This window comes from Erythrobacter sp. F6033, from assembly GCF_023016005.1.
Lineage (GTDB): Bacteria > Pseudomonadota > Alphaproteobacteria > Sphingomonadales > Sphingomonadaceae > Erythrobacter.
Genome location: NZ_JALKAZ010000001.1, coordinates 1,023,959 through 1,049,740, shown reverse-complemented (window position 1 = coordinate 1,049,740; position 25,782 = coordinate 1,023,959). Strand labels below are relative to the sequence as shown.

25 protein-coding genes are annotated in these 25,782 nt (G+C 57.3%); 8 read left to right on the top strand and 17 right to left on the bottom strand.

Annotated elements, in window-relative coordinates:
- The 5 genes from fusA to MWU39_RS04885 form a co-directional block, all read right to left on the bottom strand.
- Positions 1-2,130 (bottom strand): elongation factor G, encoded by a 2,130-nt coding sequence (fusA, locus tag MWU39_RS04905; RefSeq protein WP_247158855.1) that lies wholly within the window; start codon positions 2,128-2,130, stop codon positions 1-3.
- 108 nt (positions 2,131-2,238) lie between these two features.
- A complete protein-coding gene (gene rpsG / locus MWU39_RS04900) occupies positions 2,239-2,709 on the bottom strand; it encodes a 30S ribosomal protein S7 (protein ID WP_247158854.1) in 471 nt (156 codons plus the stop codon).
- 151 nt (positions 2,710-2,860) lie between these two features.
- On the bottom strand, positions 2,861-3,232 hold the full coding sequence (gene rpsL / locus MWU39_RS04895) for a 30S ribosomal protein S12 (RefSeq protein WP_160604095.1): 372 nt from the start codon (positions 3,230-3,232) through the stop codon (positions 2,861-2,863).
- A gap of 424 nt (positions 3,233-3,656) precedes the next feature.
- The gene (locus MWU39_RS04890) at positions 3,657-4,475 is read right to left on the bottom strand and encodes a DUF3037 domain-containing protein (RefSeq protein ID WP_247158853.1); all 819 of its coding nucleotides are present in this window, start codon (positions 4,473-4,475) and stop codon (positions 3,657-3,659) included.
- Positions 4,472-5,290 carry a HipA family kinase gene (locus MWU39_RS04885; protein WP_247158852.1) on the bottom strand — a complete coding sequence of 273 codons (819 nt, stop codon included), beginning with the start codon at positions 5,288-5,290 and terminating at the stop codon, positions 4,472-4,474. Before MWU39_RS04885 ends, MWU39_RS04890 begins: the two co-directional genes overlap by 4 nt.
- Positions 5,291-5,688: 398 nt before the next feature.
- On the opposite strand from MWU39_RS04885, the gene MWU39_RS04880 reads away from it, so the two are divergent.
- From MWU39_RS04880 to MWU39_RS04865, 4 genes are all read left to right on the top strand, one after another.
- Positions 5,689-5,862, top strand: a complete 174-nt coding sequence (locus MWU39_RS04880; RefSeq protein WP_247158851.1) for a hypothetical protein — start codon at positions 5,689-5,691, stop codon at positions 5,860-5,862.
- A 295-nt stretch (positions 5,863-6,157) separates the two neighbouring features.
- A complete protein-coding gene (locus MWU39_RS04875; protein ID WP_247158850.1) occupies positions 6,158-6,829 on the top strand; it encodes a hypothetical protein in 672 nt (223 codons plus the stop codon).
- Positions 6,830-6,917: 88 nt separating this feature from the next.
- Positions 6,918-8,768 (top strand): asparagine synthase-related protein, encoded by a 1,851-nt coding sequence (locus MWU39_RS04870; RefSeq protein WP_247158849.1) that lies wholly within the window; start codon positions 6,918-6,920, stop codon positions 8,766-8,768.
- A 29-nt stretch (positions 8,769-8,797) separates the two neighbouring features.
- Positions 8,798-8,974 (top strand): lasso RiPP family leader peptide-containing protein, encoded by a 177-nt coding sequence (locus MWU39_RS04865; RefSeq protein WP_247158848.1) that lies wholly within the window; start codon positions 8,798-8,800, stop codon positions 8,972-8,974.
- Between the two features lie 43 nt (positions 8,975-9,017).
- Here the strand turns inward: MWU39_RS04865 and MWU39_RS04860 are convergent, their stop codons facing one another.
- The 8 genes from MWU39_RS04860 to MWU39_RS04825 all read right to left on the bottom strand — a co-directional run bounded on the left by MWU39_RS04860 (position 9,018) and on the right by MWU39_RS04825 (position 18,920).
- On the bottom strand, positions 9,018-9,545 hold the full coding sequence (locus MWU39_RS04860; protein WP_247158847.1) for a GNAT family protein: 528 nt from the start codon (positions 9,543-9,545) through the stop codon (positions 9,018-9,020).
- Positions 9,538-10,329 (bottom strand): LysR family transcriptional regulator, encoded by a 792-nt coding sequence (locus tag MWU39_RS04855; RefSeq protein WP_247158846.1) that lies wholly within the window; start codon positions 10,327-10,329, stop codon positions 9,538-9,540. Before MWU39_RS04855 ends, MWU39_RS04860 begins: the two co-directional genes overlap by 8 nt.
- Positions 10,330-10,425: 96 nt before the next feature.
- Positions 10,426-10,833, bottom strand: a complete 408-nt coding sequence (apaG, locus tag MWU39_RS04850) for a Co2+/Mg2+ efflux protein ApaG (RefSeq protein ID WP_247158845.1) — start codon at positions 10,831-10,833, stop codon at positions 10,426-10,428.
- A gap of 169 nt (positions 10,834-11,002) precedes the next feature.
- The gene (locus tag MWU39_RS04845; RefSeq protein WP_247158844.1) at positions 11,003-13,006 is read right to left on the bottom strand and encodes a prolyl oligopeptidase family serine peptidase; all 2,004 of its coding nucleotides are present in this window, start codon (positions 13,004-13,006) and stop codon (positions 11,003-11,005) included.
- An 11-nt stretch (positions 13,007-13,017) separates the two neighbouring features.
- Positions 13,018-15,051: an alpha/beta fold hydrolase gene (locus tag MWU39_RS04840; protein ID WP_247158843.1), complete on the bottom strand. Its 2,034-nt coding sequence runs from the start codon at positions 15,049-15,051 to the stop codon at positions 13,018-13,020.
- An 86-nt stretch (positions 15,052-15,137) separates the two neighbouring features.
- Positions 15,138-15,767, bottom strand: coding sequence for a 2-hydroxychromene-2-carboxylate isomerase (locus MWU39_RS04835; protein WP_247158842.1), 630 nt, complete (start codon positions 15,765-15,767; stop codon positions 15,138-15,140).
- Between the two features lie 7 nt (positions 15,768-15,774).
- A complete protein-coding gene (locus MWU39_RS04830; protein WP_247158841.1) occupies positions 15,775-16,755 on the bottom strand; it encodes a M1 family aminopeptidase in 981 nt (326 codons plus the stop codon).
- Positions 16,756-17,405: 650 nt separating this feature from the next.
- Positions 17,406-18,920, bottom strand: a complete 1,515-nt coding sequence (locus tag MWU39_RS04825) for a SulP family inorganic anion transporter (protein WP_247158840.1) — start codon at positions 18,918-18,920, stop codon at positions 17,406-17,408.
- 214 nt (positions 18,921-19,134) lie between these two features.
- Here MWU39_RS04825 and MWU39_RS04820 point away from each other — a divergent pair, with 214 nt between their 5' ends.
- Positions 19,135-19,512, top strand: coding sequence for a hypothetical protein (locus tag MWU39_RS04820; RefSeq protein WP_247158839.1), 378 nt, complete (start codon positions 19,135-19,137; stop codon positions 19,510-19,512).
- Between the two features lie 58 nt (positions 19,513-19,570).
- On the opposite strand, the gene MWU39_RS04815 is transcribed toward MWU39_RS04820, so the two are convergent.
- Positions 19,571-20,788, bottom strand: coding sequence for an aminotransferase class I/II-fold pyridoxal phosphate-dependent enzyme (locus MWU39_RS04815; RefSeq protein ID WP_247158838.1), 1,218 nt, complete (start codon positions 20,786-20,788; stop codon positions 19,571-19,573).
- Positions 20,789-20,798: 10 nt separating this feature from the next.
- Positions 20,799-21,332, bottom strand: coding sequence for a TetR/AcrR family transcriptional regulator (locus MWU39_RS04810; protein ID WP_247158837.1), 534 nt, complete (start codon positions 21,330-21,332; stop codon positions 20,799-20,801).
- Between the two features lie 101 nt (positions 21,333-21,433).
- Between MWU39_RS04810 and MWU39_RS04805 the strand changes: the two genes are divergently transcribed.
- Genes MWU39_RS04805 through MWU39_RS04795 form a run of 3 tightly spaced genes read left to right on the top strand, consistent with a single transcriptional unit; the run spans position 21,434 to position 23,666 of the window.
- Entirely contained in the window at positions 21,434-21,853 is a 420-nt protein-coding gene (locus tag MWU39_RS04805; RefSeq protein WP_247158836.1) for a hypothetical protein, read from the top strand.
- A 44-nt stretch (positions 21,854-21,897) separates the two neighbouring features.
- Positions 21,898-23,253, top strand: coding sequence for a glycosyltransferase family 39 protein (locus MWU39_RS04800; RefSeq protein WP_247158835.1), 1,356 nt, complete (start codon positions 21,898-21,900; stop codon positions 23,251-23,253).
- Positions 23,253-23,666, top strand: a complete 414-nt coding sequence (locus MWU39_RS04795) for a hypothetical protein (protein ID WP_247158834.1) — start codon at positions 23,253-23,255, stop codon at positions 23,664-23,666. The genes MWU39_RS04800 and MWU39_RS04795 overlap by 1 nt, the downstream gene beginning before the upstream one ends.
- On the opposite strand, the gene MWU39_RS04790 is transcribed toward MWU39_RS04795, so the two are convergent.
- Together MWU39_RS04790 and leuB are read right to left on the bottom strand one after the other, a co-directional pair.
- Positions 23,616-24,707, bottom strand: a complete 1,092-nt coding sequence (locus tag MWU39_RS04790) for a glycosyltransferase family 2 protein (RefSeq protein ID WP_247158833.1) — start codon at positions 24,705-24,707, stop codon at positions 23,616-23,618. The genes MWU39_RS04795 and MWU39_RS04790 overlap by 51 nt on opposite strands.
- A 10-nt stretch (positions 24,708-24,717) precedes the next feature.
- Positions 24,718-25,779: a 3-isopropylmalate dehydrogenase gene (gene leuB / locus MWU39_RS04785; protein ID WP_247158832.1), complete on the bottom strand. Its 1,062-nt coding sequence runs from the start codon at positions 25,777-25,779 to the stop codon at positions 24,718-24,720.
- Positions 25,780-25,782 lie beyond the last annotated feature (3 nt).

The following is a 25,782-nucleotide window of genomic DNA, read 5'->3' as shown; positions in this document are numbered from 1 at the left end:
TTAGGCAAGCTTCTCCTTAACCTCTAGAGCAACACTCGCAGGCACTTCGTCGTAGTGCGAGAACTGCATGGTGTATTGTGCACGGCCCTGACTGAATGAGCGAAGCTCGTTCACGTAACCAAACATATTCGCGAGCGGAACCATTGCTTCAACTGCCTGGGCATTGCCCCGACTGTCTGTGCCTTGGATCTGACCACGGCGACTGTTGAGATCGCCGATCACGTCACCCAGATAATCTTCCGGGGTCACCACTTCAACCTTCATGACAGGCTCAAGCAGCTTGATACCGCCACGCTCAGCGGCTTCACGCATCGCACCCTTACCACAGATTTCAAACGCCACAGTGGACGAGTCGACATCGTGGAACGCGCCGTCTGTAAGGTGAACGGTGAAATCGATGATCGGGAAGCCAATGAGATAGCCACTATCGGCTTGCTCACGGATACCTTTTTCAAGCGACGGGATGTATTCCTTAGGAATGTTACCGCCTTTGATGCTGTCTTCAAAGACAATGCCCTGACCGCGTTCACCCGGGGTGAAGGTCGCTTTGGCGCGGGCAAACTGACCCGTACCGCCCGACTGCTTCTTGTGGGTGTAGTCGACATTGATCTCACGACCGAGCGATTCACGGTAAGCCACCTGAGGGGCGCCGACGTTTGCTTCGACTTTGAATTCACGCTTCATACGGTCAACGAGAATGTCGAGGTGAAGCTCGCCCATGCCCTTGATGATCGTCTGACCGCTTTCGTGGTCAGTCGTCACGCGGAACGATGGATCTTCAGCAGCCAAGCGGTTGAGCGCAACGCCCATCTTTTCTTGGTCAGCCTTCGTCTTTGGCTCGACAGAAAGTTCGATAACCGGATCTGGGAATTCCATCCGCTCGAGCACGATTGGCTTGGCTGGGTCACAAAGCGTGTCACCAGTGGTGGTTGCCTTCATACCTGCCAGAGCAACGATATCACCAGCCCACGCCTCTTCAATGTCCTTACGGTCATTGGAGTGCATTTCGAGGATACGGCCGATCTTTTCCTTTTTGCCTTTCACCGAGTTCAGGACAGTGCCCTTCGTCAGGTGGCCGGAGTAAATGCGGGTAAAGGTAAGCGAGCCCACGAACGGATCATTCATGACCTTAAACGCGAGCGCCGCGAACGGCACGTCATCGTCGGATGCCCGCGAATCTTCTTCGTCGGAATCGGGCAGAACACCTTTAATCGCTTCCACGTCGAGCGGGCTCGGCATGTAGTCGACAACAGCGTCGAGCAAAGGCTGAACACCCTTGTTCTTAAATGCGGAGCCACAAAGCACAGGAACGAAGCTCTGGTTCAGCGTACCTTTACGGATCAGCTTTTTCAGCGTCACTGCATCAGGCTCTTCGCCTTCGAGGTAAGCTTCCATCACATCGTCGTCTTGCTCGACGACGAGCTCAATAAGCTTTTCCCGATACTCAGCCGCCTCATCGACCATATCCGCAGGGATATCGCCGTAGACGTACTCCGCACCGAGATCTTCGTTCTTCCAATTAATCGAACGCTGATTCACGAGGTCAACAAGACCCGAGAGACTGCCTTCGATACCGATTGGCAGATAAAGAACAGCAGGAGTCGCACCAAGACGCTCGATGATCGAGTTCACGCAGTACTTAAAGTCTGCGCCGGTACGGTCGAGCTTGTTGATGAAGCACATCCGTGGAACTTTGTACTTATCAGCCTGACGCCATACAGTTTCGGACTGCGGCTCAACGCCGGCCACACCGTCAAAACAGGCAACCGCGCCATCGAGCACGCGCAGCGAACGTTCGACTTCAATCGTGAAGTCAACGTGGCCCGGTGTGTCGATGATGTTGATGCGGTGCTCAGGTGTCTGGCGCAGCGCCTTTGGATCGCCTTTTGGATCCATTGTCGGATCTTCAGGGTTCCAGAAACAGGTCGTCGCAGCAGACGTGATCGTGATCCCGCGCTCCTGCTCTTGCTCCATCCAGTCCATCGTCGCAGCGCCATCGTGCACTTCGCCGATTTTGTAGGATTTACCGGTGTAATAGAGAATACGTTCGGTAGTGGTAGTCTTACCAGCATCGATGTGAGCCATGATGCCGATGTTGCGATAACGCTCCAGCGGATACTCGCGGGCCATATTCGTTTCCTTAGCGTCTAGGGGGCCGCCTGCTTAGCAGGTCAGACGCCCCATATAGTGACGATTGTGACACCGGAAAGACTTGAGCCCTCCGGTGTCCACAATCCCTTACCAGCGGTAGTGCGAGAACGCGCGGTTCGCATCCGCCATGCGGTGCGTATCTTCGCGTTTCTTCACAGCGTTGCCGCGGTTGTTCGAAGCATCCATCAGCTCACCCGAAAGGCGCGCGCTCATGGTGGTTTCCGGGCGACCGCGTGCAGCCGAGATCAACCAGCGGATCGCCAGCGCCTGGGCACGCTCTGGGCGAACCTCAACCGGCACCTGGTACGTCGCACCACCAACACGGCGGCTGCGAACTTCGACCTGAGGCGCAACATTGGTCAGCGCATCATGGAACAGCTGAACCGGATCGGTCTTCGCTTTGGTTTCCACGGTTTCAAGCGCCGAATACACGATGCCTTCTGCAACGGCTTTCTTACCGTCGAGCATAAGGTTGTTCATGAATTTCGAAAGAACCTGATCACCAAACTTGGGATCGGGAAGGATTACCCGCTTTTCGGGTCTACGACGACGTGACATATTTCTTAACTCCTTCGGAGTGGTCGTTCACATCCGTGAACGCCCTGCTGCTCCGGCCCGCTCCGTATTCCCGACATTTTGGCCGGCCACCCAAACTCCACCTTCGCAGGGGTAGCCGGGTGGGGGAACGGTCCAGATCAGCGCCTAAACCTTATTTCGGACGCTTGGCGCCGTACTTCGAGCGGGACTGCTTACGATCCTTGACACCCTGCGTATCGAGAACGCCGCGAAGGACGTGGTAACGAACGCCGGGAAGGTCGCGAACACGGCCGCCGCGGATGAGCACAACAGAGTGCTCCTGCAGGTTGTGGCCTTCGCCCGGGATGTAGGAGATGACTTCGCGGCTGTTGGTCAGGCGCACTTTGGCAACCTTACGCAGAGCGGAGTTCGGCTTCTTTGGTGTCGTGGTGTAGACACGGGTGCAAACGCCGCGTTTCTGCGGGTTGGCTTCCATTGCAGGGACCTTGGACTTGGCCTTCTGCGGAACGCGGCCCTTACGGACCAGCTGGTTAATAGTCGGCATATGAGTCTTTCTCTTCACCGTTTGATCGGCGGCAACTAAGCGATGATCTGCATGGAGAAAGCTTGGCTAAGAGCAACCGTTCGTGCTGAGCCTGTCGGAGTCGCTAGACGGGACTAAGTCCCAACTACGAAAGGCGGCACGTAATGCCCAAACCAAGCTGAAACACTCCACCCAAATCGGCCACTCGGCCACCGGGTTACTTTGACGGATGCCCCACAAAATCCACTCCGTCATTCCCGCGAAAGCGGGAATCAAACCGAGGTAGATCCCAATAGAAAAGGCCCTGCTTTTCCGAAGGATCGGAAGTCGCAAGACCTGCGGGACAAGGCCGGCAATGTTCAGCTCTATTGTCAGACGGGACTCAGAAGAGGCCCATGTGATGTGGCGCGCTTAGGGGAGTTGGTGGTGGGGGTCAAGGGTGTGGCTAAACCGTAGAAGCTTGATTCGAGGCATGTGCCAAAATGTCATCGACCAACAATTCAGCATCTTCAAACGTATACAACTTCACTTTTGACATCTCAAAATGCTCAGCAACGGCGCGCTGGAATTCAAGGCTTTGCTCATCAAAATCGGCGACGACCACCATTCGAGCGCCGTAAAGAGCATAATCATTCCAAAGGAGCTGCCCTTCCATAGCTTTCTTGCCAGCCTCCCGCATACTTTCAGCGTTATTGGAAGTAATCCGTATGCTATCAATTAAGTTATAATGCCCATTTTGATATGCAAATGGCGCCGCTACAGTAACATCATATTGATCGAGATGCAGTGCACTAGGCCGATCTAAAAGGTGCTCGACACGATGAACTGAAAAGTATTCTTTGAGTTCCTTCCTTGCGCGGGGTTTCGGCAATCGTTTCTTTTTGGTCCCGACAAGTTTTTCGAAAAGCAAATCAAATTCGACATCCAAATCTTCATCAAGACGCAGACTCATCAATTTGGTGATGCGAACTTCATTTGCACGACGATCAATGAACTCGTCAAAATCAAACCATAGGTTTGAATCAAACTTATCCTCAATCCGATTCTTTAGAGAGCTAAGAACCGCATCGAAATATCTATTTGAAAGCCCACCAAAAATTTTCTCAATGCGCGCCGGGTCGTCGACAAAATCTACGCGCGCATAACCTGCAGCGTCAGGGACCATAAGGATCAATCCGACGTTGAGAAATTCTTGACGGTCGGGCTCTGGACAGAACTGGATTAAGGCGTACTTGCCTTTGCGGGGGCGATGCTGAAAGTTCAAAGCTTAAGCCTCATTTGAGCCGACAAGTCCGCAAGGATTAATTCCTCAAGAAGATCGCGGCGTTCAACAATCTGCCTTATCCACGCGTCTCGCGCCGAAAAGGTGAGTTCCCACTCTTCTGGAATTTCGTCGATTATCTGCTCAATTGTCGAAACGTCAACCTTATGAATGTTCTCCAAAGCTTTCAGAAAACTCCCCTCACTGAGAAAATCGTTAAATTCTGGAAACTTACCAAAAACTCTAAGGTCATCACGATAGCCGTTATTTTCGAGAGCCATATCCAACTCACCCTCAGCAAAGCAATGCGTATGGTCGAACACGATAAGCCGAAAGCGCCGCCCCTCGGCTACGAAAAAAACGTTATCCCAATTCGGCGTAGGATCGAGATAATCTGGTGGAGGGCAACGATCAAAATTCGAAATCCAAGTGTCGAAGGCCACAAGAAGTGGAACTGCTTCAGGATTGACAAGCTGCTCCAAAAAGGGCGTGCGCTCTCCCCCAGTACTCCCTGAAATTGCTTTTGAAGCAAAGACAGGGCCCATCGGGACTGGGGAGGCATCAAACCTAACCAAATCCAAGAAGTCATGGTCCAAAATTGCAAACTCTGGAGTGTCGAGACCGATAGCACGCGCCAATCTTGTGCCAACTAGTTCAAAAGAAAGGCTCTCGTTGCCGGCGGGGTTGTTCACACCTTTGACGAACGCGAGTCCATCATCTGTTTCTACCTCAACAACCAAGGTACTACTTTTTACTGCATTCACCTGACGGCGAATAACATTCGGCTTCCACTTACATTCTGGAAATTGAACCGGCATGCCCTCTCATCTTTTATGTACGCCGTCCATTCAATAGCCCAACTAAAAATGTCCCCCTCAAGTTTTCTTTCCGCGAAGAGATAGGCACGGTGATTGAGTGCGGGGAAAAACACTAAATATGCGATACGCCCCAAGGTTCGCTTATTGCGGCTCACCCCCTAACCATCGACGTAACTGCGGAGCACGAGCCGCAGGCCCGCAAGGGCGACCGCCCGCCCGCAGCGCTGGAGGCGCGAGGATTTCGCGTCGCGCCTCCAGCGCTGCGCAAGCAAAGACACGCCACTTTCCATTTTCCTACCGCAGAGGTTTCTGCTTAATCATCCGGTCCTTGCCCTCTCCGACCAAAGGATCGCCCCATAGACACTCCAGCAAAAGCCCGCCGCGCTGTGCCGCCGCCGATGGCTTGGGCACCGCCTGAGCCATTTGACTTCTTCGCCCTTCCCCACGCCGACCAGTGGCTCGCCCACGTGCGGGCCGGTCATATAGGAAAGCGCATCTCCGCCACTCCCGAACAGCTTGAGCAACACGCGCATAATGAGCGGGTTTTGCTGGGGAAGTCGGGCGCGATTTGAGGGGGTTGTGGCTTTGGAGAAGAGTTTTTTGTTTACCCGCACCCCATCCGGGGTGCGAAATCCTCGGCCCTTGCGGGCCTGCGGGCGCGCGGTCGCGCTTGCGGCGCTGCGCGCCGAGCTCCGCCACCAAGCCATCGACCTTGCGCCCAGACACTTGGTCCCAGTTAGATGACGAGCCCCAAACGGCCCGAAGGGCCGCAAGCGCGACCGCGCGCCGCCGCTTATGCGGCGAAGCCAAGCAGCGCGGATGCGCTGCGCCCGGCGCCTGAGGGCGCCCAACAAGAGACTCCCGCCCATGCCAAACCTCACCCCCACCCGAAAAACAAAACGCCAAGCCACCTCCGCTGTCGCCTACACCGCCGATCCGCCCGCGCCTGATGATCCGCTGCTCGAATTTGCGCCGGTTCCGCACACGCATCCGCGTCGCAACTCGATCACCGCCGATCTTCAGCGCGAATTTATCGCTCACCTTGCCGCGACCGGGATTGTCACCGCCGCTGCGCGGCACATCGGCAAGTCGATGGAGGCGCTTTACAAACTGCGCGCGCGGGCGGGTAGCGAGGGCTTTCGCGCGGCGTGGGATGCGGCGATTGATCGGGGCGTGTCGCGGCTGGAGGCAGGCGCCCTCACCCGCGCGATCGAGGGCGAGGAGCGCATGGTCGTCTCCTCCGGCAAGGTGCTCGGCACAGAGGTGCGGCATAACGAGGCGCTGGTGATGTTCTTCCTGCGTGGCCGCTTGCCCCACCGCTATGGCAAGGGTGATCTGGTGCCCGGTCATCCCGATTACGAAGCGCTCAAATCCCGCCTGCGCGCAGAATGGCAAGCCGAAGCCGCCGCAGATCGCGCCTCCCCCGAAAACCGCGAGGCGAACCTCAAATTCTTCCACGAGCTCAAACAGCGCTGGCGCGGGGAATGGGAGCGGGAGCAGGCAGGGCTCACCCGTCAATGCCAAACGGTCACAAAGTGAGCGCGAGCCGGGCGGCCGCCCTTGTGCTTAAGGCCGTAAACATGTCATCGCGTCAGGAATACGAGGTCCTTTACGCCGGAGCGCACAATTGAGCGGTATCGCTGCGATTATCGAGTTCACCGGCGGTCGCCAGGTTGAGGAACGCGTCCGCCAGATGGCCGGGCGGATGGCGTATCGCGCGCCTGATGGTACACGGGTTTGGGCTTCGCAGGGCGTCGGAATTGCACATTGTGCCATGCATACGATGGTGGGCTGCGGTGTCGCCCCGCAACCCTGGACCAACGAAGACGACAGCCTTGTGGTGGCTTTCGATGGCTATCTTTCGAACGATGATCAACTTTTCAAAACTCTGGTCGCAAAGGGTTATCGGCCTCGCAATGTGTCCGATGCCGAGCTTGTATTGCGGTCTTTCGAAGCGTGGGGAGAGGATTGCTGCGCCCATATGGACGGCGAGTTTGCCTTCATTATCTGGGATGCCCGCTCCAAAACCCTTCACGCCGCGCGAGATCATCAAGGCCTGCGCCCGCTGTTCTACCATCGCAGCGACAACCGGCTGATCATTGCGTCAGATTTTGCAGCGTTTGACGCGTTGGAGGACGTAACGCTTGAGCCTGACGAGTCGGTCATGGTCCAACTTATGGCCAACGCAGCGGCTTGGCACGACGAGACTGTTTGGAAAAACGTCCGGCGGATCATGCCTGCGCATATGGTGTATTTCGATCAGGCGAGCACGCGCAGCAAAAGGTATTGGGATCTCCCTGCGCCATATTCGATCCGCTATTCCAAAGATTCCGAATATGCCGAGCATTATCGGGAAATCCTTTTCGAAAACGTTCGAAAAGCGGCTCGGTCCGATCAAAGACTGGCCTTTGAAGTGAGCGGCGGGTTGGACTCATCGGGGGTTTTTGCCGTTGCCGACGCCCTTCAACGCGAGGGGAAACTCCCTGCGTCGGAGATACAAGGATACACGCTGGCGGGCCCACCGGGCAGCGATGCGGACGAGGTTCGCTATAGCAACGCGGTTGCCAATCACTTGCAGCGTAAGCTGAAACCCAACCAGCTGTTTCGGCCCGATCTCGAGTGGTTTATCAGCCATGCTCAGCGCAACTCCGACATCCTCTATTATCCCAACAGCGCGATGACATGCGGCATGTACCGTTCGATGTCGGATGACGGTTGCCGGATAGCAATAAGCGGTCTCGGAGGAGATGAATGGCTCAATGGTCGCAAAACCTTGCTTATGGAAAGCCTGAGTCACTGGGATTGGTCCATGCTCGCCCGGTCCATGCGAGCGCTAAACACCGATTTCGGCCCTCTGAATGCCGCACGCGCTTTATGGCGCTTTGGCGTGCGCCCCTTGCTTGGAAAAGCGATGCGTCAATCGGCACAGTCAGCCCCCCAAACAGATATTCCCTGGCTTTCGAAAGAAGCGCGCGACATCTTACGCCGCGCGCAGGAAGCCCGAGCGCAAGCGTTTACGGATCGCGATGACCCGCAGGGCCGGAGACGCTTGCATACCCAGCCCATGACCGGATTAATTCTGGAGCATGCCGCCCGACTACAGGCCCAGCACGGAATCGAAGGACGCAACCCGCTATTCTCGCGTGCGATGATCGAATTTTCTGCGGCCACGCCGGAGGCGATCTGGCTTCGCGGAAGTCAGCAGAAATTCATCCACCGTATGGCAATTAACGATTTGCTACCTGCAGAGGTGGTAGAACGTACAAGCAAAGCCGAGTTTTCAACTGTGCTGGATGGAAAGCCAGATCAAATGAAGATGATGGTGCAAAGCAACCGTTCGGATCAGTTCAATCGGTTGTTGAACGCAAAAGATGGTCAACTCGACTCGTTTTTTGAGCAAGGTAAACACCGCGACATTGACGGTCAGTTTGGCTGGCAGCTATTTGGATTGGCTTCCAGCGCATTGATTTTAAAGTAGGAAAAAGTGCCCAAGGGCAAGTAAGAAAAATGAAAAGCGATCAGGAACATATCAGTCAGGCGAAAAGGCGACCGTATTCCTCGCCAGTTTTGACGCTGCACGGATCGGTTCGAAACCTGACCGGCGGAAGCAGTTTCACCATGCTGGATCAGTTCTGTGGAGGCTCGGGCAACGGTTTTCGCGATTGTTTCCGCCCTCGCATGTAATTTAGGTCCAAAGCCCCCATTCCGGTCGAATTGCCGGCTCAAATCACTCAGCTTTCAACAATCCATACCAATAAACATCGCACATCCCGACATGCGTCATTTCATGTTCGCGGAAATGCGCCTCGCGGGCGAAGCCGAGGCTTTCCAGCAGGCGAACCGAGGCGGTGTTTCGGGTGTCGACTTCGGCGGTGATCTTGCGCGCGCCGCCTTCGCTTACGGGCAGGTCAAAAAGATGGGCGATCTGGGCCGCGGAGCATTCCTTTGCCACGCCGCGTCCCTGCGCATGTTTGCACACGATATAGCCGATTTCGAGGACGCCTTCCTGATGCGCGGTGTGCGCGGTGAAGCGCCCTGCCACTTCGCCATTCTCGTCCACCGCGATCCATGTGCGACCGGGCCAATCGGGAGCGGCAAGCCAGCCCCATAGCTCATCCTCACTCTCAAACGCGGGTCGGGTCAGATACAGGCACTGTTCTGGATCAGAAAGCGTCGGATAAAGCGCCGCGCAATCCCCGCGCTGCAAGGGGCGCAAAGTGAACCGAGGGGTACGCAGTGTGGCGACATCAGCCACCAGTGAGAAACCCGACCAGCGCCTTCACTTTCTTGCTGCGCCATTGCGGCGTCGGCGCGACGAGCCAGTATGCACGGCGGCTTTCTGCAGGCTCACCGTGAGCAACCAAAGTGCCCGCTTCAATGGCGCTGGCGACCAGCGGCATTGGCAGCACCGTGCGGCCCATGCCCGCAAGTGCGCTGGACAAAGCTTGGCCCGCGCTGCCCGCCTTGATGCACGGTTTCACATCCTCAGGCAGAGAGGCGCCCGGCCAGTCGATCCACGCATCGCGGTGCTTTGGAGCGGCCACGGTAACGCGCTCCGCAGGCGCCAATTGCACGCCTTCCAATTCACCCGGTCCATCGACCAGCCGGATCGCAAGATCGAGGTTCGCCTCAGTGAAATCCGCATTCTCGTCGGCAACAAAGCTATACAAAACGCCCGGCGTATCCGCCTGAAACACAGCCAGACGCGGCGCGAGCCACTCGGCATAAAATTCACGCGGCGCTGCGATTGTATAGCGATCAGACGCCTGCCCGGCCTGCATCGCGGCAACGCTTTCTTCAAACCGCAGAAACCCTTCGCGCAGGGCATCAAGACCAGCCCCGCCCTCTGGCGTCAGTTCCAAACCTTTGCTGGTACGTCGGAACAGCACCGTGCCGAGGTGATCCTCAAGCGCGCGGATCTGTTGGCCCACGGCCGCAGGTGTCACTGCCAGCTCGTCTGCAGCGCGAGTAAAGCTGAGATGCCGCGCTGCCGCGTCATATACGCGCAGAGCGTTCAAAGGGAGATGCGTGCGTTTCATTGCGCGAAACGCTTTAACGCGCGCACGGACAAGGGCAAGTCGAACAAATTTTTCAAAGCTGAAAGCGCGGCTTGGAGTCGCGCCTTAACACGCAGTTTAGCGGTCGCCCTCTGCCGTCTCTGGCGCGGCGAGCGGGAAGAACGGAATGCGCACTTCAATCGGCGAGCCATCCGAGCGAAGGAAAGTGTAGAACCCTTCCATCGAGCCATGCGCCGTTGTGAGGGGGCATCCCGACACATAATCGTGGCTTTCGCCCGGTTTCAACGTGGGCTGCTCACCAACGACGCCTTCGCCGTCAACATGGTTCACCATGCCGCGTGCGTCGGTGATCCGCCAATGGCGGGTGCGCAGCTGAAGGTCTTCGTGAGAGCCGTTTTCGATCCGGATGTGATACACCCAAAACCACTTACCGGCGTCTGGTTGAGACTGCTCCGGCAGAAAGTTGACAGCGACCCGTACGGTGACACCGTCGGTTACAGCAGCGTGTTGGAACAGCTCTTTCATATCGCCCTTAACGTAACAATTCTCGCCTCAGTCACAAGAGCACCAACCCGGTTAATCCCCCCTGTATCCCAAAATCATTGCGAAGCGTTGCTTCCGTGCACCTCGAAAATCCTGACAGCCGATCGTGATTGGACTTGGATGACAGGCAGACCAAGCCATCGCGATCAAGCTAGTCTGCGGGATTATGTTCGGCCAGAAACGCATCCAGCGCGTCGTACCATTGCTGCTCCGACCGAGGCGAAGAAAAACTGTGCCCCTCTCCATCCACGATCAATGTCGTCAACGGGACAGGTGCGTCTTTGGCAGCTCTGACCATTTGCACGAACTGTTTGAATGGCACGTTGGAATCGCGGGTGCCGTGGGCGAGTAGAACCGGGCGGCTAAGCTGTTCCGCCAGACGGAACGGCGAAACATCTTTCAAATCGAAATCCTCGTCCTCGCCCTCAATCTTCGCCTTCCAGCGTTTCCCTGCCTTACCGGTTAGAAACTTGCGGTCGTATCGCAATATCCGGTCCCAATCGGTGACCCCAGCCCAGCTTGCGGCGCAGACATAGCGTTCGGGATTGCGAAGCACGGCCCAAAGCGCGGCATATCCACCATATGAGCCGCCCACGACGCAGACCCGTGATTTGTCGGCGATCCCTTCTCCGACCGCCCAATCCATCGCGTCATCCAAATCATCCTGCATGCCGCGTCCGACCTCCCCGTCGCCGAGCTCGTAGAAATCCGTGCCATAACCGCCACTGCCCCGGAAATTGGGTTGGAGCACCGCGTATCCGCGATTGGCGAGAAACTGCACTTCGTCATCATATCTTAGCTCGTCACGGATGCCGAAGGGGCCTCCGTGGGGCAAAATGATCAATGGCAGGTTCGCCGCCTCACGCCCCTTGGGAAGGGTCAGATACGCGCGAATGGGTGTGCCATCGCGGGCGGTGTAGGTGATCGCTTCCGGCTTCGCTAAAGTGCCAGCATCAATCTGAGGCCGGTACTGGGCGACTTCGCGCAGGTCTTTCGTGGCGTTGTCAAAGAAATACAGCACACCCGGCGCCGCCTCGCTCCCCGCCCATACCAACATCTGCTGCCCGTCTTCAGAGCGGGATTGCACCCACACATCGCGCCCGCCAATGGCTTCGCGCAATTCGTTGTGGGTGGCTTTGTAAGTCTCGTCGAACCAGACAACTTGCTGCCGATCATCGGTAAAGAATGCCGCAAGCGGTTCGCCATCTTTGAGGAACGCTCGCTCAACATCCCAATCCGGGTTTTCGTAGACCGTATCGACGACTTCGCGTTTCGCGTAATCATACACGCGCAAACCGACCCTGCCGTCTTCACCTTCATCGAGAACATAGCCGCGGTCCGACCCGCTGACGATACTGAGCGTATCGAAATAGGTTTCGTCGTCACCCGGCTTAATCTTGGCAATACGGGTCAGCTCTTCGCCGGCCGCAGAGCGGTAATAGACATACAGACGGCGCTTCCACCAACCGGTTGCAAGGCGGACGACGCCGTCGTCATCCGCGACCCAATCGGTCATCCCTTTTATCGGCTTTTCGATCTGGGTTACAGTGCCGCCAGCCTTCAATTCGTACCGGAAAATGCCCGGATACCAATGGCGCCCATCACCGCGATGGGCGACCAGCGCATATTGGCCCGCATCATCGACATGGATGACTTCGCCGCCATTCAATCCGCGTTGGTTTTCAACGAGGAATTCCGTGCGCCCTTCTTTTGGATAGGCGAGCAAAAGCCGCGAATGGCGCACGAGATACGGGCCACGGCGAACGGCGGCCCAAACGCTCATCAACATTGTGTCATCGTTGACCCAGCGCATTTTCCAAGGGGTGGTTGTGTCAGCAAAAGAGATCGTATCGATGGTCTCTCCGGTGGCCGGATCAATCGCATGGAGCTTTAGAGTTCCGTCATCTCTCTTCAGGAAAGTCATCGTCTCGCCATCGGGCGACAAGCTCGCATCCCAAAACGCGCTTCGCGAGGCAAAATCGGCTGTCGGGATCAAATCCGGCGGGGCGATAGAGGCCAGCTCGGTACTGGCCTCAGCCGCGCCGGAGTCCAGAATCTCGACCAGCGGTTCTGGCGGAGTGGCAGGCACGTCTTGCGCCGCAAGCGGGCTCGCGGCCAGCACCATTCCCCAAAGTATTGCTTTGCTGGATTTCATGGAAGTCCGTTTCAAGGCGCTGCGGTGGTCGATGCGGGTTCGTCAGAAGCCTCTGCCCGCACCACCGCATCAGCCGGATTGTGCTCGTTCAGGAACTTCATCAGCGCGTCATACCAGGCCTTTTCGCTTTCCGGTTTGGCGAAGCTGTGGCCTTCGTCTTCGATCACCAGAGTAGTCGGTTTCATTGGCGCTTTTCTGGTGGCCTTTTCGAACTGCTTGAACTGTTTGAAAGGCACCACCTGATCTTCCGTGCCGTGCGCCAATAGTAGCGGCCGATTGAGCCGTTCGGCCAGGCGATAGGGAGAGACATCTTTCATGTCTTTCTGCCCCTCGCCGCGAATACGTGTGCGCCACCGTTTAAACCCGCTGCGGCCAAAGAATTGCCGGTCATAGCGCAGGATACGGTCCCAATCTGTCACCCCTGCCCAGCTCGCTGCGCAGCGATATCTTTCGGGATTGCGAAGCACCGCCCATATCGCCGCATATCCGCCATAAGACGCACCAACGACGCATACTCGTCCGCTGTCGGCGAAACCTTCCTTTACGGCCCAATCCATCGCGTCATCCAGATCATCCTGCATCCCGCGACCAATCTGGCCTTTGCCGAGTTCGAAGAATTCATCGCCATATCCGCCCGAGCCGCGGAAATTCGGCTGCAGAACCGCATATCCGCGATTGGCGAGCAGCTGAACCTCGTCATTAAAAGTCAGTTTGTCGCGAATGCCATACGGGCCGCCATGCGGCATAATGATGAGCGGTAAGTCTTTCGCCTCTCGCCCTCGCGGCAGCGTTAAATAGCCTTTGATGTCCCAGCCATCGCGCGCTTTGAATGAGACCGGCTTTGGCTTGGCCAGCTGGGTGAAATCCAGCTTGGGCCGGTATTCGGCGATCTGCGACATGGTCTTTTCGCCGGGCGAGAAAAGATAAAGCACGCCAGGATCAGATTCGCTTCCCGCCCACACCAACATCCGCGAATGGTCCTTGGAGCGCGAAACAATCCAGATTTCTACGTCGCCAAGAGCTTTGCGCAGCGCCTTGTATTGCTTTGCCGTTGCCTCGTCGAACCAATGCACTTCATCGCGATCCGCCGTGTAGAAAGCGGCAAATGGTTTGCCGTCGCGGATTGTGGCTCTGTCGATGTCCCAGTTGGGATTTTCGTAGACTGTCTCCACCTCTTCGCGCGTGGCAAAGTTGAAACGCCTTAAGCCAACGCGCCCGTTTTCGTTTTCGGACAGGACGTATCCCTCATCCGATCCGCTGACGATTTGTAGCGCATCCCAGTACCCGTCCTCATCATCATTGCCCTTCAGCTTTGCGATGACCTTCAATTTCGCATCGGCGTTTTCGCGGTAGTAAATCCTCAGCCTTTTGCGCGCCCAACCCGTGCCCATGCGAACCACGCCTTGATCATCGGCGACCCAGTTCCAAACGCCCTCGCGCGGCTTCTGAACGGTTTCCACTTTGCCATCGGGTTTAAGCTCGTGGCGCAGCACAGAGGGGTAATCGTAGACCGATTTCTGCATTGCAACGAGGATATGGGACCCGTCTTTTGCGACATGGATGACATTGTCACCCTCGACTACGCCAGTCTTCCCAAACAGATAGTCGAGCGACCCGGTGCTGAGCTGGGTCAGAAGCAGCCGTGTAAAGCGCACCTCCTCACCAAAAAATTCGCCCATGCTGGACAGCGAGATCAGCAGCTTGTCATCCGTGGCCCAGCGGTACCATTCGATTTCATCGTTTTTGTTGACGCCGAACGCGCGCACGATCTTCTTGGTATCGATATCGCTGATGACGAATTCGATGACCCCTTCGCGGCGCCGCATAAAGGACATCTTTGTCCCGTCAGGCGAAAGCTTTGCGCCCCAGAAACGGGATCGACCGGCAAAGCTCTCAACCGCAATTTCAGCAGGAGCAATTTCGCTTAGTCCGGGCTCCGCCGTGCCCTTCTCAGTCTCTGCGGCCCCACTTGATGGTCCTTCCTGCGCAGCAAGAGGACTGGCCAGAATTGCAGTAACGGCCAAGCAATAGCGAAGAAATCTCATAGAAAGCCCCCAACGAACTACGAATCGTTCGCATGGAAGTCTATGAAATACCTTACAGAACGCAAGCCATTGTGAAGAAAGCAGGCTTACCCTTTGGTCAGCTCGTCTTCGATCTGATCCAGCCGCTCTTTGCCAAAGAACATTTCAAATGTTTCGGGCGCTGCGCCGGTTTGGCCTACGAACATGGTCGGAATGCCAAAGGCGCCGCGCTCAACAGCCATATCGGTGTTGGCGGCAACCATGCCCTTCACTTCGTCGGTTTGTGACCGTGCGAACAGATCGGCGGCATCGAAACCGCCCGCAGTCACCGCCGCGCCGAGAGCTTCGGGATCGGTGATGTCGACGCTTTCCTCCCAGATTGCCGGAAGCATGGCCTCGACAAATTGTACGCCGCGCCCATCCTGATCCGCCGCTGTCAGCATCCGTTGGAGCGTGATTGAGTTGAACGGAAACTTCGGGTGCAGTCTATACTTCGTCAGCTGATGCTTCTCGATATAGCGGCGCATTTCCAGCATCGAATATTCGACTTTGCCCTTCACATCGGCATCGCGGATCATGGGCGGGGCATTGCCCGTCAGCTTGTGCATGCCCGCAAGGAACACCGGCACCACATCCAGCTCCGCTCCCGTTCGCTTGATAACATCGCGCAGCGGGCCCCAGATCAGATAGGCGTTGGGACTGACGAAATCGAATACCAGCTCGACGCGGTTGGCCATGTTATGTTTATCCTTTGTGTCTGGTCCCGAATAAACGCGAAACACCAACGGATGTCCATGATTGGGGTGGAAACGGAATGTCAGCTATCAACCTGCATTCACGTTTTGTCGTCATCTTCAATGGACATGGAAAAACCCACTCGTTGAATAGTGGAGCCAAATCTCGCTGGCTTGTCTGTTCCATGACCTCTTGGAGATCGCGGCTGGTCACCGTTTTCTCCGCGTTTTCCCGCGTGTAAATGCGCACTCCATCCCAGAACGCTTCCTCTCCTATCGTTTCTCTCAATTCTGCAAGAAACAACGCCCCCTTACTATATTGGACCGCCCTGCGATAAGCGAGCGAAGGATAGCTGCCGTTCCACGTCAGAGGCTTGTCCCAGCCTCGTTCGCGGAGCTGCTGGTGACGTCTACGAAAGACATCGAGCTCTTTTTGGTATGCGGCCTCCCCGAATTGATGCTGTTTCCAAGCAGCAACCATAAAAGTGGCAAACCCTTCGTTAAGCCAGAAATCACGCCAGGTTTTAGTGGTGACGAGGTTTCCCCACCATTGGTGGGCAAGTTCATGCGCAATCACCCAAGCGGAAGACGGGTCTGTGCGTTCGATATCCAATTCGCCCTTGCCAATAAGAGAGAAGGTCATTGTCTCCTGCGCAGCACGACCGGGAACAAGCAGTTGCACATAACTGTGATCGGGCAGCGCCATTCCAGCCTTCTCGGCAAAAAAGGCGACCATGGGCGGCGTTTGAGCGAATAGCGCAGCGAGATCGGCATCCGCTCCAGTAGCATTTAAGTGGCGCAAAGTGCCGTAAGGGGTTTCAAGGGTTTCCTCGGGAAAATCGCCAGCAGCAAACGCGAACAAATAGGGTGAAGTCGGCCGGTTACTTTGCCACCGATGCAGAACGAGACCATTCGAAAGATCGAGCGATGAGTATTGCCGCCCCACTCCAAGCGATTCTACACCTTGAGGAAGGAACAGGTCGAGCTTCAAATCAGCTTTATCGCCGGGGGCATCTTGCAGGCAGACCATCCAATCGCATGCAAAATAGCCACTATAAACGCCTGTTGGCACAGTCGTGACTCCGCGAGCAGGACGGCCTTGCATTTGGAAAGTGATGGCGACTTTCTCACCTTTCGCAAGCGAACGGGGAAGCGAGAAAGTAATGCCATCGGCGGCCGAGCGAACAACGACCGGCAATCCATCTATGTGCGCTTCACTGATGGTTAGCGCGTTGGGAGAAAAAGTGATTTCGCTCAGGTCAGATTCTACAGCCTCAACACGTATCGTTTCGCGGCCAGATATTGCACGGGTTTCAATGTCCGGGCGCAGCTCGACTGAGTATTCGTCAACTTGGAAGCCTGATCCGGGGCCAGTAGCGACAAGAGCGGAAGGCAATGCCGCAACGATTGCTGCAATAACACATGCCCCCCTGAACAAATACATCCCGTGTTTTCTCCGATCTTATCGGGACGGCTGCTTAGCAACCTTTGCTTCTTATTATGAATAGGAGCGACAGCTTGTGGCTATTTCGGGGTAGGTTCCTAGTGGCTACAATTGGGTCGTCAGCAGACGATCGGCTTTCGCCAACAAAATTCAGATAACAGCCGCGAGAATGACAGCGCGGACGCGCCTTTTCAGGATCAATGCGGTGCCAGACCGATCTCAAGACCCGTGCGATCTTCCAATGCAAACTTGTCGAACAAATCCGCGCTTGCCTGATTAAGTCCGACGATCCGCGTGTGGCGACCATTGCGGCGCATCCGGTCTACCGCTTTTTCAAGCGCTCCGATGGCTGAAATGTCCCAGAAATGCGCCTTGGATACATCAATCACAACATGGTGCGCTGCGTCGTCATACTGGCTTTCCGGGCCGAGCATTTGTTGAAATTTGTCGACGCTGGCGAAGAAAATCTCGCCGCTTACCCGGTACACCGCGCTGTGTTCGCGGCGTTCCCGTTCAACCGTGAACAGTGTGCGCACTTTGTTGGCAAAGAAGATGCCGGACAGCAGCACACCGACAAGCACGCCCAGTGCCAAATCGTGCGTCCACACCACGACAACCACCGTTGCCACCATCACAAAGGAGCTAGTGGGCGGATGACGGCGCAGGTTCGGGATCGAGTTCCAACTGAACGTGCCGATCGACACCATGATCATCACCGCGACGAGCGCGGGCATCGGCACTTGGCCGACATAGCTACCGAGCACGGTCAGCAGGAACAGCAGGAATGCGCCTGCGGTAAAGGTCGAAAGCCGCCCGCGTCCGCCCGATGCTACGTTGATCACAGACTGGCCGATCATCGCACAGCCGCCCATACCGCCAAAGAACGCCGCCGCGATATTGGCAACGCCCTGACCGCCGCTCTCGCGCTGTTTGTTGCTGTCAGTGTGCGTCATATCGTCGACGATCTGCGCGGTGAGTAGGCTTTCCAGCAGGCCAACCGCCGCCATGGTCAGCGAGTATGGCGCGATAATCTTCAGCGTTTCGAGCGTGAGCGGCACGTCCGGAATGGCGAAAAACGGCAGGCCGTCGGGCAGTTCGCCCTCGCCCGCGACATTGTTAACCGGAAGTCCCCAGAACACCGCCGCCGCCGTCAGCAAGACGATAGCGACCAGCGGGCTAGGCACCGCTTTGGTGATGCGCGGGAACAGGTAGATAATGCCCAGGCCAATCGCGACCATCGCAAATGTGTACCACGTCACCCCGTCATTATAGGGGTTAAGCTGCGGAATTTGCGCCATAAAGATCAGGATCGCGAGCGCGTTGACAAAGCCGGTGATGACCGAGCGGCTGACAAACTGCATCAGCAGGTCGAGCCGCAGCACCGCCGCGATGCCTTGGAAAATGCCCATCAGGATCGTCGCGGCAAAGAGGTATTCGACCCCGTAATCTCGCACCAGCGGGATCACGACAACGGCCACGGCAGCGGTCGCGGCGGAGATCATACCCGGACGACCGCCCGTCAGCGCAATCACCATGGCGATCACGACGCTGGCATAGAGGCCAACGCTGGGATCAACGCCCGCGATCAAAGCAAAGCCAATCGCTTCCGGGATCAGCGCAAGCGCCACCACGATACCGGCGAGAATGTCTTGGCGCGGCTGCGCAAGCCAATCGCGGCGGAATGTCGCCGCGAAGCTGTTGTCCTGGGTCATAAAGACGCCTTCTTGAATGTGCTTGGTGCCGGATGAGCGTCCGGCGAGATTTCGAAACGCGCCCTACAGACAAATGCTGCACCGCACAACCACGTACAATGTGAGGAAGGTTCGCGACGCCGACGTCGTCCAATCATCTCGAACAGCCCGTCTTTTTTTGATGGAAACAGCTCTCAGCTAGAGATACGCTGGTATTCGCTCGACAGGAGAGCAAATGAACAAATTTCAATTACAAATCTCAGTCGAACATCCAGTTCTTTTTCTCTCAGACATGACGGCAGAGGAGAATGTTCCTGCGGACACCGGAGCAGCCGTGGTGACCGCCAGTGATGACTGCGTTTGTTTTTGGGTACAGCCTTACTTCGAAGGGGAAGCAAAAGTAACTGTGAGCGATCAACCCTGCGAGAATGGAGTGGCCTGTTTTACCGGCACAATACGCAGCCCTGGCAAGATCGTCTCAATCAGTGATAGCAATGGTTTTTCCTACCTAAACGTACCGGTCAAAGAGGCAGAGACGCAGGTCAGTATTTGGGTGTCGGAGATTGAAAATCCCGAATGGACATGGGTCAAAATTGCGATAGCGGCTTACTAATAAACCGTTCAAAAGCCGATATTCGTCCGCAAAAGGGCATGCCGTCTAACGTACGGCCCTAAATCCCAGCCGCCTTCATCGCTCGGTCCATATCCTCAGCAATGTCGGCGATGTCTTCTAGCCCAACATTTATCCGCAGCAATCCTTCGGTCACGCCCATTTCGGCGCGGGCTTCGTCTGTCAGGCCCGCATGCGTGGTGCTGGCCGGATGGCACATCAGGCTGCGCGCATCGCCGATATTGTTCGAAATATCGATCAGCTCCAGCGCATCGAGCATCGCAAAGGCGCGCTCGCGGGTGCGGACGTCAAAGGCGAAGATCGGGCCGGTCGCGTCCATCTGAGCGGTCGCAAGCGCGTGTGCGGCATGGCTCGGCAAACCGGGATGGCGCATCTCGCCGCCTGCTTTGACGATGCGGGCTTCCATAAATTCGCCAAGCTCAATCGCATTACGGCTGTGTTGATGGGCGCGCATTGAGAGCGTCTCTAAGCCTTTGTGCACAACCCACGCGTTAAACGCTGAAAGCGTCGGCCCGGTGTTGCGTTGAAACGGCATCAGCGTCTCCAGCACCCATTCTTCGCTGCCGCAAATCGCGCCTGCCAGAACGCGGCCCTGCCCGTCCATCAGCTTTGTCGCGCTGTAAGCGACAACATCCGCGCCAAACTCCATCGGGCGCTGCAAGGCGGGTGAGGCAAAGGCATTGTCGACCACGCTGGTGATACCGTGCGCCTTGGCAATCGCGCAGACCGCTTTCAGATCGACAATATCCAGCGTCGGATTGGCGGGTGTTTCGAAGAAAAACACTTTCGTGTTCGGCTTGATCGCGGCCTCCCACTGGGCAGTATCCGCGCTGTCGACCACCGTAGTTTCAATGCCGAAACGCGGCAGCAGATTGTCGACCAGCCAGCGGCATGATCCAAAAGCAGCGCGGGCAGCAACGCAGTGATCGCCTGCGGAAAGCTGACACAACAAAGCCGCCGTCATCGCCGCCATTCCAGTAGCTTGCGCGCGGCACGCCTCTGCCCCTTCAAGCAGCGCGATCCGCTCTTCCAGCATCGCCACGGTCGGGTTTTGAAGGCGCGAATAGGTCATGCCTTGCGCCTCACCCGCAAACCGGTCTGCCACCGTCTGCGCATCGTCGTAGGTGTAGCCCGAGGTGAGGAACATCGCCTCGCTCGTTTCGCCATGTTCGCTGCGCCAAGTGCCGCCGCGCACAGCCTGTGTCGCGGGGCGCCAGTTGCGCGTGGTTGCGCGGTCCATTCCGGTGGTCTTCTTCATAGGCGCACGCTTAGTTTGACGAGAGGTCACTCGCAAGCAGTCCTTCGCGTGCAGTGCGCGCATGGCCGACCACGCCGAGCATCAGGCTTCCTTCGATCAAAGTCAGCAAGTACCGCGCGCCGCCAACTGGATCGGGGTCACCATCGGGCATCTGCCCCTCCAGCCAGCCGAGCAGTTCGGTCATAATCGCCTGCGCAGCCTCTTTGTAACCGGAGACACCGCGCGCCGACCCGGCGACGATTTCCCACCACAAGACCTGAAACGGTTGCATCGCAGGATCGCGGCCTTGGGCTAGAATACGCGCCACGCATTCCTGTCGGGTCTTGGCCTGCTCTTTCCCCATGCCCGCATCCAGCGAAGCGGAGTAGACTTTGGCGATGTAGCCGAGCAGATCCGCGATCAGCGTCTGCTTATTGCCGAAATGGTAGATAAGCATCCTGTCGCTCGTGCCAGCCGCTTTCGCCAGTGGGCGAAGACTGGCATTGCCAAGGCCATGCTCAAGCACATGGGCGGCCAGCATCGGCAACAGCGTTTCCTTGGACATTTGGGGCGTTGAAGACGATTTGGACATGCCCTCTTGTAGCGAGTGCTACATCACGCTACAAGCCCGTGTAGCAGTCGCTACATATTTCAGGAGATTCGCCCATGCTTACTCTCACCACACCGTTTGAATTCCTCGCCGCGGGCGGGATAATCGCCGCTGTTCTGGTGATCGGATATATCGCGCTTGGCCGGGTGGAAAAAGGCAATGCGGCAATCGCAGCGGCACTATCCGGCGGATTTCTGGCCTATAGCGTGGGCACCATCGCGCAGGACGGTCTTCTGCCGGTGTGGACCAACCATACGACCAATATGTGGGGCGTGCAGGTGTGGTGGGACTTGCTCTTTGCAGTCGGCATCGCGCTGTTCTTTATCGCACCGCGCGCCCGCAAGGTGGGCATGAATGTGCCGCTCTGGTCGCTCGCCGTGGTGGCGACGGCTTCCATCGCATTGCTAGCCATGTGCGCCCGCCTGTTCTGGCTGGAAAACGCTGCCGCATCCGACACAAAGACCGCCTCTTCGTAAACAGACTTGCCGCCTGCGCGGGGGCTGCTTAAGCGTCATCAGCGATGAGCGATGCAGCCCTCCAAGACGCGCAGGATACTGATTTTACGAGCGGATCGGGCGAAGATCTGCGCGTTGTGGCCAGCGATCCATGGGTGTGGTGCCTCGCGCTGCCTCTGATTTTTGGTTTGCTCGCTGCGATCCGGCTGACCACCCCATCCACGCCGTTCTTCGATGAAGTGCATTACCTGCCCGCCGCCCGCGAATTGCTGGGCCTGTTTGGCGATGGCGGCGAGTATATCAACCGCGAGCACCCGCTGCTGGGCAAAGAGCTCATCGCGCTTGGCATGCATTTGCTGGGCGACAATCCGCTGGGCTGGCGGATCATGCCGCTGATCGCCGGTATCATCGCGGTGGGAGCAAGCATGCGGGCGATCTGGCATGCAAGCCATGATCGGTTTGCAACCATCGCATACGGCATCCTGCTCGCGACCGGATTTCACATCTTCGTCCATGCTCGCATCGCGATGCTCGACATCTTTATGGTGTGTTTCCTCGCGCTTGCCGCGTGGCAATTTGCGGCTGCTATGCGCGAGCCAGAGACAGGCCGATGGCGGCTGGCGCTAACAGGCATCGCGATTGGCTGCGCGCTCGCATCGAAATGGAACGCTGTGCCGCTGGCGATGGTGCCGGGGTTAACTTTCCTCGCCGCGAGGCTTTCTGCCGGACGCCGACGTCTGATCTTCAGCCGGCGCGGTGTTCCGGTCCCTGGCATTTCTTTGGCAGAGGCCTTTATCTGGCTCGGAATTTTGCCGCTGGCTGTATACGCGCTGACATTCGCGCCGGGATATTGGCTCGGTGAGTATCTGCGCCCCTCCCCGCTCGCAGAGAAAGGCCTGATCGGTTTCCATCAGGAAATCCTCGCTTTGCAACAACAGGTTCTCGCCCCGCATTCCTATCAAAGCACGTGGCTGCAATGGGTCAGCAACACGCGCGGCATCTGGTATCTGTATGAGTTTACCGACAATGCACAGCGCGGCGTCTTGCTGATCGGCAACCCGCTAACCATGCTGCTCGGCCTGCCTGCGCTGCTGTGGTGCCTTATCACCGGCTTCTGGCGCAATGATTGGGCAAAGGTCGGCGTGGTCGCCGGATACGCCGTAAGCTTGGGCCTATGGCTGATCGCGCCGAAGCCAGTACAGTTCTACTATCACTATGTCGTGCCAAGCTGCTTTCTGCTGGCCGCCCTCGCGCTGTCTTTGAGCGACATATACCGGAGCGCGAAGTATCGCTGGATCAGCTACACTGCGCTTGGCGGCAGCGTAGCAATGTTCGCGGTATTCTTCCCGATCCTGACCGCCGCTCCGCTGGAAGGTCCGATGAGCTTTGCCAATTGGACGTGGATTGCCGGGTGGAGGTGATGATGAGAAGCGCTGCGGTTCTACTTTGTATCGCGTCACCAGCAGCGGCGGGCGATACCTTTAATTGTCCTGAGCCAAGCGGCGATGTGAAAATTGACGAAGCCAAGCTTTTTCGCGCCTACCCTTCACATGTCGATCGCCTTTTGCCGGGAACACTCGATGTCGATTACAGTTGCCGTATCGATCAAAATGGCAAGTTCATCGACTGCCAATTCGCGGCTCGTCAACCGCTCTCTATCACTCAAGAAAGGATGCTGCAGCGGATCATGCCACGCGTCATGCTCGCTGTCACAACGGATGTGCGGGACCAATCCTGCGTGGCCAGCAAAATTTCCTTCACATTCGGAAAGGAGGCCGACGCCTCAAAACCGTCCCCAGACGAAGCGGCTGCTGAGCGCGTAGTTCCAGACTGATCCGATCAGGATACCCGCCAACGCGGCGAGTGCCCAGAACAGCCCTTGTGCTTCCAGCAGAGTCGCCACTGCGAAATTGGCGAAGGCTCCTACGGCGCAAGTCGCGACAAAGCCGGCCCAGCCGCGCAGCACCGCGCCCCAGCCTTTGAGGCGCTTGTCGCGGTAAGTCAGCCAATTGTTGAGCCAGAAATTGAAACTCATCGCTGTGAACACGGCAATGGCCTGCGCGAATGCAAATCCCTCACCCAGCCCGATCAGCAACGCCGCGAGCACGGCCATATGCACCACCACCCCCAACGCGCCGACGGTGCCGAACAAAGCAAAGCGGGTCGGGATCACGCGGCCCAAAGTCTTGTCATAAAGCCCCGCAAGAAAATCGAATGCGATCGCGCGGTCCAGCTTGCTTTCCCCCTCGCGCCGTTTTGCGAAATTGAGCGGAAATTCCTTCACTCGCATCTGCGCATCTGACGTGGCGAGCAGATCGAGCAATATTTTGAAACCGATGCCCGACAGGCGCGGGACAAGGCCCCTCGCCGTATCGGCCGAGAGCATGAAATATCCGCTCATGGGATCGGTTAGTTCGACACCCGTGATCCGCCGCGCCACGGCATTGGCCATGCCGGACAGTTTCTCCCGCTCCGGCTCGGCCCAATCCTTGGTGCTGGCCCCTTCGGCAAAGCGGCTGGCAACGCAGATGTCTGCCTCGTCCGCTTTCAGGCTGGCAAGCATCTTGGGCAGCAGCGCTGGGTCATGTTGATGATCGGCGTCCATTACCGCAGCATACGGCGCAGCGGTGGCGCAGAACCCTTCGATCGCGGCGCTTGATAGGCCGCGCCGCCCGATCCGCTGTATCACGCGAACGCGGTGGTCTTTGCGCGCCAATCCGCGCGCCTCATCGGCGGTGCCATCTTTGCTGTCATCATCGACGATCAGCACTTCCCAGCCCTCTGCACCAAGCGCATCCTCGATCCGCTCAACCAGCGGCCCAAGATTGCCCCGCTCGTTCAGCGTCGGCAGGATGATGGCAAGGTCCAGCGCCATGGCTAAGGTGTCAGAGGCGCTCGCGCACCGCTGTGCCAATTTCCTCGCAGCCGTGCGAGCCGCCCAGATCGCCGCCGCGAATACCGTCAGCCAGAGCCTTTTCAACCGCTTTTTCAATCCGCACGGCCTCTGCTTCGCGGCCAAAGGAATGGCGCAGCATCATCGCGACCGACAGGACTGTCGCCATCGGATTGGCTTTGTCCTGCCCCGCAATATCGGGCGCGCTGCCATGAATCGGCTCATACATGCCGAACGTGCCGTATTCCGTTTGCCGCTCGCCTACGGAGGCGCTGGGCAGCAGCCCGATGGAGCCAACCGCCGCGCTGGCAAGATCGGACAGGATGTCGCCGAACAGATTGCCAGTCAGGATCACACCAAACTGGTCCGGATTGCTGATGATCTGCATCGCTGCATTGTCGACATACATATGCGACAGCTCGATATCGGGATGAGGCTCTGCAGCGGCCCGCACGGCATCACGCCAGACCTGGCTCGTTTCCAGTACGTTGGCCTTGTCGACACTGGTCACGCGCAGCTTGTTGTTGCGCGCGCGAGACGTGCGGAAGGCGACATGCGCAATCCTGCGCACTTCCTCGGCGGAGTAGGACATCATGTCCCATCCCGTCCGGGCATCGCCTTCACCGCGCTGGCCTTTGTCGCCAAAATATACGTCGCCGGTCAGCTCGCGCACGATCATGATGTCGAGCGACTTGGCGATTTCCGGGCGGAGCGGTGACAGGTGCTCCAACCCTTCGAACACTTTTGCAGGACGCAGGTTCGCAAACAGACCAAGCTCTTTGCGCAGTCCAAGGATCGCCTGTTCAGGTCGCAAATGGCGATCCAGTGCGTCACAATCGGGATCGCCGACAGCGCCGAACAAAACCGCATCGCATGATTTCGCAATGGTCAGCGTCTCTTGTGGCAGAGGCATACCGTGACGCTTATAGGCGATACCGCCAACGTCACCGTCGAACAGTATCAGGCCCGGCAGATCGAGCGCTTCGAGCACTTTCACCGCCTCGCGTGTGACTTCGGGACCGATCCCGTCCCCGGGTAAAACCGCGATTTTCATACC